Origin of the sequence: Streptomyces guryensis (assembly GCF_021261325.1) — a bacterium.
Taxonomy (GTDB): Bacteria; Actinomycetota; Actinomycetes; order Streptomycetales; family Streptomycetaceae; genus Streptomyces; species Streptomyces guryensis.
The window spans coordinates 59,764-73,065 of record NZ_JAJSBI010000027.1; the positions used below are offsets into that span (position 1 = coordinate 59,764).

Consider the following 13,302-nt stretch of genomic DNA (forward strand, 5'->3'; position numbering starts at 1 on the left):
TACAGGACCGATTCTGTCCTCTATTTCTCCTAGCCTGCGACGTGCACGCCTGCAGCACAGCCAAGGAGATTCCCATGCACTTCGTCTCGATCCGCATCATCACCAGCGACGTCGCACGCCTCGTCGACTTCTACGAGCGAGCCACAGGGGCGCGGGCCACGTGGGCCACCGAGGACTTCGCCGAACTCACCACCGCGGGCGCCACCCTCGCGATCGCCGGCACCCGCACCGTCCCGCTGTTCGCCCCGGGCTCCGCCCGCCCGGCGGACAACCACAGCGTGATCACCGAGTTCCTCGTCGACGACGTGGACCGCGTGCACCAGAACCTGACCGGCTTCGTCACCGAGTTCGTCAACGAGCCCACCACGATGCCCTGGGGCAACCGGTCACTGCTGTTCCGCGACCCCGACGGCAACCTCGTCAACTTCTTCACCCCTGTCACTCCAGCGGCCAAGGAAAAGTTCGCACGCTGAGGCAACGCACAGCAGGGCACAGCAGAGAGGGCCGTCACACATCAGGAAGGCGGCTCTCCAGGAAGGCGGCTCTCCAGGGAAGCGGCTCTCTAGGAGTGGCTCGGGGTGCGGGACGGGCTCGGAGAGGCGGACGCGGGCGGATAACTCGGGTGCAGTGAGGGAGAAAGCGGAGCCAGGCCTTTGCACAGCGGGGTCGGAAACGCCGGCGCCCTGCGCTTTACGACCCGGCAGCCTCCGGCCGCCCCTTCGACGAGCGGCACCCAGCCGGACTTCTCGGCCCGGAAGAACCAGCGGTCACCGAGCCGGGACGAGCAGCCGGGCGCGGATCCGTCGCCACAGGCCGGCCCGGTCCGCCAGGAGAAGTCCAGCACCAGCCACTTGCCGTCGCACTCCTGAGAGTCCCGGTACGTGTGCGCGGGCGCGTCGACCGCCATCAGCGCCTGGTCGTAGGAGGCGTCCGTACAGCCGGTCGCCGGCGGCGTGCAGCCCAGCTTCCCGCACAGCCGCAACGCGGGCGGCCTGGCGCCCTCGGCGGTGAACTGGACGTCGTGGTCGACGACCACCTTCCGGCTGCCCAAGGGGACGGGCAGCCGGACCCGCGCCGTGGCAGAACTCTCCTTGGTACAGCCCGAACGCCGGTCTCCCGACGGCGAGGAGAAGGTGAGCTGGACCCGCACGAGGTCCTGCTGCACCGGGTCGGTGAGCACCGCCTTGAAATCCCGCACACACGCGGGCGCACCACTGGGCACCTGCGCGTCGAGCAGCAGCGTACGACCGCCGTCGGCCAGTCGGGCCCCGGTCACCTCCGAGGGCGACCCAAGGGTCCACGGAATCGTCTCCGTAGCCGACGGCGACGCCCCCCGGCCTGCCAACTGCGTCCCGCACCCGCCGAGCAGCAGCACGGCCACCACACAGAGCACAGCGGCCACGACCGCTCCACGCCCGTCACGTCTTCCAGCGGATCCCATCAGCGCTCAATCCCCCCGTATCGCACCGGCGTTGCCCGGGCCGACGCAGAACTCCAGTGCCGTGACGCAGCTCACCGGAAAAGGGGGGGCACGGTGTGGATCACGGCACGCGGCGGGCGGCCCGATTACACGTGATGTTGGGCGTGCAACTCTCCTTCACACCGGTTGTCGAGAGCGTCACCGTGGCCGGGACATGCCGTTCCCCGGAAGCCGAGCGCCCGGCGACGGATCTGCCCGGCCGCTTTCGAAAGTCTCAGCCAGTGCCACCGCGCGAGGCCGAGACGGCACGGTCCAGGGTTGCGTGATCGGCCCAGTTGCCATGGAAGCCGAAAGGAACGCGGCTCGGGAGCTTGACCCTTGCCAGAGGAGTACGGCGCAGGTCGGCGGCGTCATGGACGAGCAGCTCGGACAGCCCCGTGAGGCGGTTCCACCACAGGGTCAGCAGGTAACCATCGTCCTCCGAGGTGGCGTTCTGGCGGGCCACGAAGACGGGTTCACCAGGGCTCGTCAGCGCCTCGGGACCCTCGATCACGGTCGTGGCGTCGCTCAGGAAGTCCTGCTTGGCCAGGCCGTCGCTCATGGTGTCCTCGGCCAACGCGCGCGTGGTGACGAAGTAGCCGTAGCGGTGCTCCCGGCCGGTGTACGCGTCGTTGATCCGCGGGAACTCACCGGCGACACCGCTGGTCATCTCCTCCGTCGCCGAGCCGGTGGCCAGGTCGACGCGCCAGCGGTGGGGCAGGGCCGGCGGGAACCAGGAGTGGGAGGTGACGGGGGTGTCGAGCCGGTCGGCAGGAGTGCCCAGGCGGGTGATGCGGTGCCCGTCGACGATGACCTGCCCATTGCACTCGTAGGCGTTGTAGAAGTGGGTGTTGGCCCAGTGGCCGCCCACCTCGTGCCAGGTGGCGGTGTGGGTGCGGCGGTCCATGAGCACGATCTGTACGCCGTGCGGGAGCGATGCCTCGTCCCAGACGACTCCCGGCTTGCCCTGCATGACGTGGTCCAGCCGGACCTGGGCCGGGGTCACGAAGAAGATCGCGTAATGGTCGCTGACGGCGAAGTCGTCCATCAGCACGGGCACTTTGATGTCGAGGCTGTGGCTTTCCACGACGTGCCCGGTCTTCGCGTCCGCCCGGTACCAGGTGATGACCGGCCCGGTCGCGGCGAAGAAGAGCATGTCGCCGCTGTCGGGGTCGATCTTGTAGTGGGCGGTGCACAGTACGTCGATGCCGCCGTGGAAATCGTGGCTGCCGTACGTCTCCAGGGTCTCGGGGTGCATCGCGTACGGCAGACCGCCCTCGAGTAGACGAGCAGGTGGTCACCGAAGACACCGACGTTGGTGTTCGCCACGTTCTTCGCGGGTGGAGCGCCCTGGGGGAGCGGACCGGGGGTGCCGCCGTTGGCGAATCCGCTGTAGACGGCCGTGCCCTGCTCGACCTCGAACTTCATGGAATCGGTCATCACCCAGCGGGTGCGGAACGCGGCCCGGCCCTCGCGCAGATAGATTCCGCACACCATGCCGTCGCCCTCCCACCAGTGATAGCGGCCGGGATCGCGAGGCCGGAAGCGGGGGTTGGACGAGACCCGGAACAGAGCCCCTGCGAGGTCGGCCGGGATCTCCCCGTCCACCTCCAGGTCGTAGGCCTCGGTCTCCTCCGTCCAGGGGGTGAAGGGGCCGTCGAGGAACTTGTTGTGGTGCGCCCAGCCGGCGGCGTCCTGTGCGAGCCGTGGGACCGACGGCCGGAGCACGGCACGCGGCGCGATCGTCATCGGGTCGGGTGGGACCAGGCCCGGTCCGGAGGCGACTGAGGTCATCGGAGTGCTCCAGGGGGTGGGAGAGTCGATCTGCGGGAGCGGGAGCGGCCCTTGCCGGGCCGCCTTGTCCGGGAGGCCATGGTCAGAACGGGTAGCAGGGGATCTCCTGGCGGACGGTGACCCACTGCTGCTCGGTGAAGGCCTCGAGGTTGGCGGCGGCGCCTCCGTGGCGGGAGCCGTTGCCCGAGTCGCCGACGCCGCCGAACGGGATGGTCGATTCGTCGTTCACGGTCTGGTCGTTGATGTGTACAAGGCCGGTCGGGATGCGGTCGGCCAGCGCCAGGCCCTTGGCCACATCGCGGGTCAGGATGCCGAGCGAGAGCCCGTACTCGCTGTCGGAGGCCAGCCGGGCGGCCTCGTCGAGATCCTGGAAGGTCACTACGGGCGCGACAGGGCCGAAGATCTCCTCCGCGTAGGCGCGGGCGGTGAGCGGGACGTCGGCCAGGACGGTGGGCCGGTAGAACAGGCCTTCATGGGTACCACCGGCAGCGAGCCGTGCTCCCGCGGTGACACTGTCGCAGACCACGGCATGGGCGGCCCGCAGCTGACCCTCGTCGATCATGGGGCCCATGAGGACCGTGCCGGTCATCGGATCACCCACGGGTGTGGCGTCGGCGTGCTCGGCGAGACGGGCTGTGTACTCCTCGGCGATCGAGGAGTGTACGAGATGACGGCCGGCGGCCATGCAGACCTGCCCGGCGTTGAAGAAGGAGCCGAAAGCGCCCGCGGACACGGCCTTGTCGAGGTCGGCGTCGTCCAGGACGACCAGCGCCGAGTTGCCGCCCAGCTCCAGGTGGACCCGCTTGAGCCGCTGCGCGGCTGCCGCCGCGATGGCCTTCCCCGCCCGGGTGGACCCGGTGAAGGCGATGACGGGCACGCGCGGGTGGTCCACCAGCGCCGCGCCGACGGCGGCGCCACCGGGCAGGACGTGCAGGACGCCCTCGGGAAGCCCTGCCTCCTCGAAGACCCGCGCGATGGTGACACCGCCGCAGATCGCGGTGCGCGGATCGGGCTTGAGAACGACGGCGTTGCCCAGGGCCAGCGCCGGGGCCACCGCACGCATGGCCAGCAGCATCGGCGCGTTGAACGGGGAGATGACACCGACCACGCCCACCGGGCGCCGCCGCGAGAACGACAGACGGTCCTGGGCTGACCGGAGCACTTCACCATAGGGAGCCGCAGCGAGTGCGGCGGCCTCGTAGCACTCCTCGGCCCCACCATCAGTCGCCTGGGTGTCCGCGAACAACCGCGGGGCGCCCGACTCGCGCACGATCCACTCCGCTATCTCCGCCTGGTGCCGCTCGAACAGGGCCGCGGCGCGCCGCAGCACCTGCGCACGCTCCACGTACGGCACCGCCGCCCATGCGCGTTGGGCCTGCTGCGCGTGTGCCACGGCCCGGTCCAGATCGGCGGGAGAGGCTGCGCCGATGCGGCCCAGCGTCTTTCCCGTCGCCGGCTCGGTGGAGTCGTACGGCTCACCCGAGCCCTTGACCCATCCGCCCGAGAAGATCCGCTCCTGCCAGTCGGCTGCATCGAGAAGGGTCATGGTGTTCCGTTCTGCGTAGGTGACATGGGAAGGCGCACCGTCTGCGCCGCCCCTCGGTCCCGGAGGCATCGCGCCAGGTGGCGCCAGTCATTCGGTCGGAACCCGGTCTCAGCCCGCTCGGGAATACTGGAGTGTCCCGTTAAGTAGGACTCCTATCCTGATTAACAGGACATTGCTGTTGAATGTCAAGCGGTATGCCGAAGGTGCCGACGACGGGTGTCGTGCCGGCATGCCCAGGGTGCTGCAGTGTCGGTTCTGGAGGAGTGCCGGGTCGCGGCAAGCTTGCAGCAAGCACGGTATTCGCATGAATGTGGCGAATTGCGCAATGCTGAAGGAGGGTCAGAGGCCAGTCTGATCCGCTGATCCACGGATCGAGGGGCTTCGCCCCGACGCACTTCTTCAACGCCTGCCAGGGGCGACAGGGTGCCCGGCGCCATGGCATGGCGGCCTGCGACTGCGGCATGGACGGGGACTCTCCGACGGCGTGGCCACGGTCGACGCCTCGGCCCGGAGACAACCGCCGGATACCGGGACCGCTGCCGGCGGCCCCCGGATCCGCCATGGGCGGGACCCTTCCTTCAGCGAAGGCAGGAGGCCGCCACGCCTGGGAAGGTGTGCATCGCCAACGAGGGAAAGACCCCCGTTGGTTCCTTCACTCGAGCCCGAACCGCCACAGCGTCCGTACGCCTCGTTCGGCACCGCCCGGGTGTCAGCCCCCGACGGCTGTCAGTCGCTCGCTGATCTCCCGTGCCGTCTCCTGAACCTTCCCGGCCAGCTCCGCCTCCGCCTCGGGGAACACGCGAGAGGCCAAGGCCGCGATGCTCACCGCTGCCACCACCTGCTGCTCGTCGCGGACGGGAGCGGCGATGCCCATCACGTCGGCGTCGAGTTCGCCGCGGGTGACCGAGTAGCCGGCGCGCCGGATGTGGGCCAGTCGCTGCATGAGAGTGTCGACGTCCGTGAGGGTGGCGGGAGTGAAACGGCGCAGGTCTGCTGATTCAAGAAGCCGTCGGGCTTCGTCGTCGGGAATCCAGGCCAGCAGGACGAGTGCCGCAGCACCCGCGTTGAGGGGGAGAGTGCTGCCTCTCTCGTAGGAGATGCGCACGGCGCCCGTCCCCGCTTCGGCCCGGTCGACGCACACGACCAGCTCTCCGGTCCGCCTGGTGAGCAGGACCGTCTCGCGCACGTCCTCGGCGAGCGTCGTCATGGCCGGGAGGGCGACTTCGGACAGGCCGTAGCTGCGGCGTGCCAGCCGTGCGATCTCCATGACGCGCAGCCCCAGCCGGAAGCCTCCGCCCGGCGCCTCTTCGAGGAAGCGGCTGCTCACGAGGCTCTGGAGGTACCGGTACGCGGTCGAGCGAGCCACGCCGAGCCGCTCGGCCACAGCGGTGCCGGAGACGACGAGGTGGGTGTCGGTGAACATGAGCAGGATGTCCAGGGCCCGGTCGGCCGTGGAATTACGCTCGCGATAGCTGGTGGACGCTGCTCCTGACATGCGAGACATCGTAACGGGTGTCGGGGCACCATGGGCACCAGGCGTCACAATCGGTCCTTGACCACTGTATTGCGCAGTTCGCCGATCCCCTCGACGACCGTGACGAGTTCCTGCCCCGGCTGGAGAAAGACCTTGGGATCGCGGCCGGCACCCACGCCTCCCGGCGTACCCGTGGCGATCAGGTCGCCGGGCAGCAGCGTGATGATGGTGCTGACGTACGCGATGATCGCGGCGACGTCGAAGAGCAGGTCCGCCGTGTTGGACTTCTGCATCGTGGTGCCGTCCACAAGGCAGCTGATCGTCAGCCCGGACGCACCGCGCGGCAGTTCGTCCGGTGTGACGAGCGAGGGTCCCACCGGGGTGGTGGCCTCGAAGGTCTTGCCGGACAGGAACTCACGGGTGCGATGCTGCCAGTCCCGGACGGTGACGTCGTTGAGGACGGTGTAGCCCGCGACATGCGACAGCGCCTGGTCCGGTGACACGTGACGCGCGCGGTGTCCGATCACCACACCGAGCTCAGCCTCCCAGTCCAGGTCATCGCTCACCGGCGGGATGTGCACGTCGTCGTAGGCTCCGACGAGAGAGCCGTCGTACTTGGCGAACAGTGTCGGATGGGCTGGGGTCGCGCGGCCCATCTCCTTGATGTGTGTGGCGTAGTTGAGGCCCAGACACACGATCTTGTTCGGGTGAGGGACGACGGGAGCGAGGGACGTGGTCGACAGGGAGATGCGATCGCCGTCCTCGGCGGCCGCGCGTTCAGGCCAGTCGTCGCCGCTCGACAGCAGTTCGCCGATGTCGGAGTAGGGCAGCACAACGAGCTCGTCCCCTTCCTGGCGGGCAGCGGCTGTGCCGCGCTCGTCGTAAAGCCGGACGGTGCTGAGCCTCATCGGGGCCCTCCTTGGGTCTTGGAAGCGCTCTTGGTGACGGGGTGCGCGGTCGGTGCGGGCCGCGGTAGGACGGCCTCGTGATCGATCTGCGCCGGGACGTCCGACAAGGGAACGGGGGCATCGCGCCCTGGACCGGGCGCGAAGCGACGCAGGCTGTGCGAGACACGCTCTGCTCGGTCGGGTCGGAACACGGCCGCGATCAGCCGGTCAGGGCGTACCAGCACGAAGTGTCCCTTGAGCCCGCCGAACAGGGCCTGGAGTCGGCCGTCGGCGTCGGCTACGGCGGTGCGCCCCGGGCCGTCGCGCGGGTAACGGTCGCCGAGGACGACGGATACCCGCTTGTCTGCGGGCAGACCGGCGTGTACGGCGGTGTCCCAGTCGGCGTCGGTGACGCCCACGCCCAGCAGGCTCCAGCCACGGCCGAGCACATTGTCGAGCCGGGTGACCTGAAGGCGCGGACCGTGCAGGACGCATGGCTGCGGAAGAGCTGTGCCCACCGGCGACCTGTTCTTGCCGTCGAAGGGGACAACGGCGCCCGAACGAACGCGGGTGTTCGGCCGGTAGCGCATCTCGGTGAGGTACCGGCGCCCCTGCGGGGTGTGCATGGCCGTACGCACCAGCAGATCGCGCAGCCGCGCCCGGCTGCGGCTGGTGGTCATGACGATGTGGCCGAGCCGGACGGAGAGGTCGATGACGGCCTGGGCGTGTGGACGGCGTTCGGTGTCGTAGGTGTCGAGCAGGGTGTCTCCCGCCCGTCCGGCCAGGACGTCGGCGAGCTTCCAGCAGAGGTTGGCCGCGTCCCGCACGCCGGAGTTGAGTCCCTGGCCCGCGAACGGCGGCATCATGTGGGCGGCGTCGCCCAGAAGAAAGCAGCGTCCGTCGCGCAGGCGGTCGGCCAGCAGGGCGTGGAACGTGTACGACACGGCGCGCTCGACCTGGTCCGGGGTGATCTCGCGGTACGGCCGCAACAGATCGCGCACCAGTTCGAACGGTGGGGGATCGCCGGGCAGGCCCTCCCCGGGGTGCAGCAGGAACTCGTAGCGGCACCGACCGTCGCGGCCCGGCACGACGACCGTGGGGCGGCTGGGGTCGCCCAGGTGCATGCCGTAGCGCTGGTCGTGGGGATCTCCCGTTGTGTCGGCGACCAGCCACACGTCGGGAAAGCTGCGCCCCCGCATGGGGATGGACAGCAGTTCCCGGACGGTGCTGCGTCCGCCGTCGCATCCGAGGACGTACGAGACGTCGAAGTGCTCGACCGGTCCCGTGCCATCGCTCGGTCCGACTCCGACCCGTACCCGGTCCCAGTGCTGCTCCAGCGAGAACAGCCGTGTGCGGAAACGGGTTTCGACGTCGGGGCGGCCGCGCAATTCCTCAACCAACACCCGCTCCAGGTCGGGTTGGGCGAAGGGGTTCTTGAACGGGTGCCCGAACCGCTGGTCGCCGAGGCCGCGGGCGTGCACGAGGGGTCGGTTACCGACGCCGAAGTACTTCGTTCCCGTGCCGGGCACGATGATCGGGTACACCGCTCCGTCGATGCCGGCCGCTTGTAGCGTGCGCAGCGACTCGTCGTCGAGACTGATCGCCTTGGCGTCGTTGCTCGTTGTCGGATTGCGCTCGACGAGCAGGACGCGTATGCCGAACGAGCCGAGCAAATGGGCGGCCGTGAGCCCCGTCGGACCGGCGCCGACCACGAGTACGTCGGCTTGTACCAAGGTGGCCGAAGCGAATCTTCGTTGCGGTTCCGGATGCGGTGTCTGGGGGTTGCTCATGGGCGGGACTCCATCGATCGGCTGCGTGTGAGGGTGCGGTGGGCTACTGGACCGGCTGGTACGCCGGGCCGCCCTCGGTCAGCAGCCGCTCCACGTCCGCCATCACGTCGGCAGGCTCCTGGTCGAGGTCGAGGGTCTTGCGGAACGGCTGCCGCACGTCGCGCTCCACCCGCAGATACACCTCGTTGCGGTTGCCCTCGGGATCGAAGAAGTAGATACCGATCGCGTTGCCGTGGGTGACTTCCTGCTGCACCTCGATGCCCTCGGCGCGGAACCGGTGGTGGAACTCGATGACCGACTCCAGGGAGTCCACCCGCCACGACACCTGATGTGTGAGCTTGGCGCCGTCGTGGGCGGTCCGCCCGCGCTGCAGGACGAACTCGTGGTGCTCCTGCTCAGGGCAGGAGGAAAGGAAGACGATGCCCAGCTCCTCGTCCTCGTCGGTCACGGCCAGGCCAAGGACCCGCGTGTAGAAGTCGCGCATCGCGTCGAGGTCGTGAACCCAGAAACCGGTGTGGCCGAGACCAGTGATCGCCATGGCCTGTCTCCTTTTTCAGGATCAGAGTTTTGTTTTACAGGACAATAGGTGGATGCTGAGCTAGGCGTCAACCGTCGACTGTGGGACGTGCTCGGCAGAGCGGGGCGCCCCATGTCGGACCCGATGCGGCAAGGCGCTGAGGTTCGAGTCCGCTCCGGAGCGGCGAAGCCTTGGCCCTGCGGTCGATCGTGAGGGGCGCCATGGCTCGCGTAAGCCCGGACGCGCGATGCAACGTACGAAACGGTTTCGTTGTCATGCCGGTTGGCGTATGGTCATGGCCGTGCGGTGATCCGTACGAAACGGTTTCGTTCATAGGGTGTGATGGTCGAGGTTGCAACGTCGCGTCGCGGCCGGATCACACCCGAGCGCGAGGCCTAGCTGTACGCGGCTGTGCTCGATCTGCTTCGTGAGGTCGGCTATGGCTCGTCACCATGGACGTCGTGGCCGCACGCACCCGCTGCAGCAAGGCGACGCTCTACCGGCAGTTGGCGGCGAGGCCGAGCTGATCGTCAAGGCGATGCGTCCAACAAGCCCGCCAGCGTCAGGGGCGTCGACACCGGATCGCCGCGGGCAGATTTCCTGGCTGCGCTGTCCATCGAGGACGACTCCGCCATGGAACAGAACTCCGCGCTGATGCGCGGCCTGATCATGGAGATACACCACAACCCTGACCTCGAGCGGGCGTTCCGGGAACTGCTCATCGAACCGGAACGCGCCGCATTCAACCGGGAGTTGCAGCGTGCCGTCGACCGAGGCGAGATCCGTGCGGACAACCCTGCGTTGGATTATGTGCCGCATGTAGTCATCGGCGGCTACTTCGCCCGCACTCTGATCGACGATCGCCCGCCGACGCGGGCGTTCCTGGCTGAGTATGCCGACGCCGTGCTCTTCCCCGCCCTCGGCGTCCGGCTCTCCCCTTCTTCCAGTCCCCAGCAGTAAGCCGCTCTCCAGCCGTACTTGGCGCAACCTCCCCCTGCCCCCAGGGCATGTGAGGGCCCCCATCGTCGCGGGGCCTGCCCGTTGCCCTGAACCATCCACGACTGACCCGGAGCACGCCCCGTGGCTACCTTCCTGTACAAACTCGGCCGATTCGCCTTCAGGCGACGGCACTACATCGCCCTGTTCTGGGCCGCCCTGCTGTCCGCCGCCTGCGTCGCGGCCTTCAACGCGCCCGCCGCAGGCTCATCGTCCTTCTCGATCCCCGGCATCGAGTCCCAGAAGGCCTACGACCTGCTGGCGCAGCGTTCGCCTGGCTCGAGCGCCGACGGAGGGAACGCGAACGTCGTCTTCAAGGCTCCCGCGGGCGAGAAGATGACGGACGCCGACGACAAGGCCCTCGTCGAGCAGACCGTCAAGGACCTCGGCAAGGGGCCCGAGGTCGATTCCGTCACCGACCCGTTCACCCAGCACAACGCGGTGAGCAAGGACGGGACGATCGCCTACGCGCAGGTGAAGTACACCGCCCCGGCCAAGGAACTGAAGGACTCCACCAAGGACTTCCTGGAGGAGACGGTGGCGGAGTCCCGGCACTCCGGGGTGACCGTCGAGATCGGCGGTGACGTGCTCGACGAGTCGCCCGCGACCGGGATCGGAGAGGTCATCGGTGTCGCCGTCGCCGCGGTCGTCCTCGTCGTCACACTGGGCTCGCTCGTCGCGGCCGGACTGCCGCTGCTGACCGCCCTCATCGGGGTGGGTATCGGAGTCGCGGGCATCACGGCCCTCGCCAACGCGCTCGACCTCGGCGACACCACCTCCATCCTGGCCATGATGATCGGCCTCGCCGTCGGTATCGACTACGCCCTGTTCATCCTCTCCCGCTACCGGGGTGAACTGGCCGAGGGCCGCGAATGCGAGGACGCGGTCGGACGGGCCACGGGTACGGCGGGCTCGGCAGTGGTCTTCGCCGGGCTGACGGTCGTGATCGCACTCGTCGGCCTCTCGGTCGTCGACGTCCCGGTGCTGACCAAGATGGGTATCGCTGCGGCGTGCACGGTCGTGCTCGCGGTGCTGATCGCCCTCACGATGATCCCCGCGATGATCGGCTACGTGGGCCGGAGGATCCAGCCGACAGGCAAGAAGAGCAAGCGGCCCGTTGGCAGGAAGGCGCAGCAGAACACCGAGGGCAAGCCCAACATGGGCACCCGCTGGGGAAGCTTCGTCGTCCGCCGTCCCGCCGCCGTCCTGGTGCTGGGCGTGGTCGCCCTGGGGGTCATGGCCGTCCCGGTGACCCAGCTGCAACTGGGGCTGGGCGACGACAGCACGAAGCCGGCGTCCACGACGCAGCGAAAGGCCTACGACCTCCTCTCGGAAGGCTTCGGCCCCGGCTTCAACGGCCCGCTGATGATCGTCGTCGACACGAAGGAAAGCAGTGACCCGAAGGCGGCCGCCGGCACGGTGACCGACGAAATCGAGGGCCTGAAGGACGTCGCGACGGTCACCCCCGCGCTGTTCAACAAGGCCGGCGACACGGCGACGATCACCGTCATCCCGGACTCCAAGCCGTCCTCGACGCAGACCGAGGACCTGGTGCACGCCATCCGTGACAAGGCCGACCGCATCAAGGCCGACACGGACGCCCGGGTGCTGGTCACCGGCACGACTGCGATGAACATCGACTTCTCGCAGAAGCTGACCAACGCGCTGATCCCCTACCTGGCGCTGGTGGTCGGCCTCGCGTTCCTGCTCCTGATGGTGGTCTTCCGCTCGATCCTCGTCCCGCTGAAGGCGGCCCTCGGGTTCCTGCTGTCGGTGCTGGCGGCACTGGGCGCCGTGGTCGCGGTCTTCCAGTGGGGCTGGCTGGCCGGTCTGCTCGGTGTCGAGGAATCCGGCCCGATCATGTCGTTGGTGCCGATCTTCATGATCGGCGTGATCTTCGGCCTGGCGATGGACTACGAGGTGTTCCTCGTGACCCGGATGCGTGAGGCCTATGTCCACGGTGAGGAGCCCAAGAAGGCGGTGGTGACCGGCTTCAAGCACAGCGCACGCGTGGTCACGGCCGCCGCGATCATCATGATGGCCGTCTTCGCCGGCTTCATCAGCTCCAGCGAGTCCATGATCAAAATGATGGGCCTCGGGCTGGCGTCCGCGGTCTTCTTCGACGCGTTCATCGTCCGCATGGCCATCGTCCCGGCCGTCCTCACGCTGCTCGGAAAGAGCGCCTGGTGGCTCCCCAAGTGGCTGGACCGCGCCCTGCCCAATGTGGACGTCGAGGGCGAGCGGCTCCGCGCACAGGACCAGCACCGGAGCGGGAACACGCAGGCCCCGTCCACGGACCCGCAGTCGGAGCGGCAGCCGGTGCTGGTGGGCGCCGGTGCCCTGCGGAAGTCGGCGGAGGCCGAGCCACCGGCGGCGTACGCCTCCACCGAGAGCGTGCCTGCCCCGGTTCCCGCGACGAGCGGGCCGTCCATCGAGGGTCAGGTGCGCGACGCGGAGGGCACGGGCGTCGACGGCGCCACGCTGACACTGATCTCCCTGACCGGGCGTCAGCTCGGGCGGACCGTCACGCGGTCCGACGGCCGGTACTCGATGCCGACGCCGGGCTCAGGAACGTACCTCCTGACCGCGGCGGCCGACGGCCATCAACCGCGGGCCGCCACCTTGGAGGTGGGCGAGGAGCCGCTGGCGTACGACGTGCTGCTTGCCGGGATCAGCGGGCCGGACGACGCGGGCCTGCCGAGGGCGCGTTGATTGTTGTCACCGATGTGCGCGGAGATGTGCCGGCGACGGTCAGGTCCGTTCCCCAGGTTGTCTGCTCCGTCGGCGAACCGCCGGCAGTGACCCCACCGCACGCCACTTGCTGATCGTCAAAAAGCCA

At 68.8% G+C, this 13,302-nt stretch carries 8 protein-coding genes and 4 pseudogenes; 4 read left to right on the plus strand and 8 right to left on the minus strand.

What is annotated here, in order from left to right; all coding sequences use genetic code 11:
- The first annotated feature begins 74 nt into the window (after positions 1-74).
- On the plus strand, positions 75-473 hold the full coding sequence (locus LJ657_RS37825; protein ID WP_232653761.1) for a VOC family protein: 399 nt from the start codon (positions 75-77) through the stop codon (positions 471-473).
- Positions 474-562: 89 nt separating this feature from the next.
- On the opposite strand, the gene LJ657_RS37830 is transcribed toward LJ657_RS37825, so the two are convergent.
- The 8 genes and pseudogenes from LJ657_RS37830 to LJ657_RS37865 all read right to left on the minus strand — a co-directional run bounded on the left by LJ657_RS37830 (position 563) and on the right by LJ657_RS37865 (position 9,488).
- Positions 563-1,402 carry a hypothetical protein gene (locus LJ657_RS37830; RefSeq protein WP_232653763.1) on the minus strand — a complete coding sequence of 280 codons (840 nt, stop codon included), beginning with the start codon at positions 1,400-1,402 and terminating at the stop codon, positions 563-565.
- Positions 1,403-1,694: 292 nt separating this feature from the next.
- Positions 1,695-3,253: pseudogene (locus LJ657_RS37835) on the minus strand (carotenoid oxygenase family protein).
- Between the two features lie 82 nt (positions 3,254-3,335).
- Positions 3,336-4,799, minus strand: coding sequence for an aldehyde dehydrogenase family protein (locus LJ657_RS37845; protein WP_232653767.1), 1,464 nt, complete (start codon positions 4,797-4,799; stop codon positions 3,336-3,338).
- 709 nt (positions 4,800-5,508) lie between these two features.
- Positions 5,509-6,294, minus strand: a complete 786-nt coding sequence (locus tag LJ657_RS37850; RefSeq protein WP_232653769.1) for an IclR family transcriptional regulator — start codon at positions 6,292-6,294, stop codon at positions 5,509-5,511.
- A gap of 44 nt (positions 6,295-6,338) precedes the next feature.
- Positions 6,339-7,181, minus strand: coding sequence for a fumarylacetoacetate hydrolase family protein (locus LJ657_RS37855; protein ID WP_232653771.1), 843 nt, complete (start codon positions 7,179-7,181; stop codon positions 6,339-6,341).
- A complete protein-coding gene (locus tag LJ657_RS49525; protein WP_505016528.1) occupies positions 7,178-7,840 on the minus strand; it encodes a hypothetical protein in 663 nt (220 codons plus the stop codon). Before LJ657_RS49525 ends, LJ657_RS37855 begins: the two co-directional genes overlap by 4 nt.
- A 36-nt stretch (positions 7,841-7,876) precedes the next feature.
- A pseudogene (locus LJ657_RS49530) lies at positions 7,877-8,950 on the minus strand (FAD-dependent monooxygenase); the annotation flags it as partial.
- A gap of 43 nt (positions 8,951-8,993) precedes the next feature.
- A complete protein-coding gene (locus LJ657_RS37865; protein ID WP_232653775.1) occupies positions 8,994-9,488 on the minus strand; it encodes a VOC family protein in 495 nt (164 codons plus the stop codon).
- Between the two features lie 378 nt (positions 9,489-9,866).
- Here LJ657_RS37865 and LJ657_RS37870 point away from each other — a divergent pair.
- The 3 genes and pseudogenes from LJ657_RS37870 to LJ657_RS37880 all read left to right on the plus strand — a co-directional run bounded on the left by LJ657_RS37870 (position 9,867) and on the right by LJ657_RS37880 (position 13,175).
- A pseudogene (locus tag LJ657_RS37870) lies at positions 9,867-10,427 on the plus strand (TetR-like C-terminal domain-containing protein).
- A 120-nt stretch (positions 10,428-10,547) separates the two neighbouring features.
- Positions 10,548-12,791, plus strand: a pseudogene (locus LJ657_RS37875) (MMPL family transporter); the annotation flags it as partial.
- A 66-nt stretch (positions 12,792-12,857) separates the two neighbouring features.
- A complete protein-coding gene (locus LJ657_RS37880) occupies positions 12,858-13,175 on the plus strand; it encodes a carboxypeptidase-like regulatory domain-containing protein (protein ID WP_308117115.1) in 318 nt (105 codons plus the stop codon).
- Positions 13,176-13,302: the final 127 nt, after the last annotated feature.

What these genes read in the sequence shown, in the direction of transcription:
- LJ657_RS37865 (WP_232653775.1), bottom strand. Translation starts at nt 9,488, where the DNA reads ATGGCGATCACTGGTCTCGGCCACACCGGTTTCTGGGTTCACGACCTC.
- LJ657_RS49525 (WP_505016528.1), bottom strand. Translation starts at nt 7,840, where the DNA reads ATGACCACCAGCCGCAGCCGGGCGCGGCTGCGCGATCTGCTGGTGCGT.
- LJ657_RS37845 (WP_232653767.1), bottom strand. Translation starts at nt 4,799, where the DNA reads ATGACCCTTCTCGATGCAGCCGACTGGCAGGAGCGGATCTTCTCGGGC.
- LJ657_RS37855 (WP_232653771.1), bottom strand. Translation starts at nt 7,181, where the DNA reads ATGAGGCTCAGCACCGTCCGGCTTTACGACGAGCGCGGCACAGCCGCT.
- LJ657_RS37850 (WP_232653769.1), bottom strand. Translation starts at nt 6,294, where the DNA reads ATGTCAGGAGCAGCGTCCACCAGCTATCGCGAGCGTAATTCCACGGCC.
- LJ657_RS37825 (WP_232653761.1), top strand. Translation starts at nt 75, where the DNA reads ATGCACTTCGTCTCGATCCGCATCATCACCAGCGACGTCGCACGCCTC.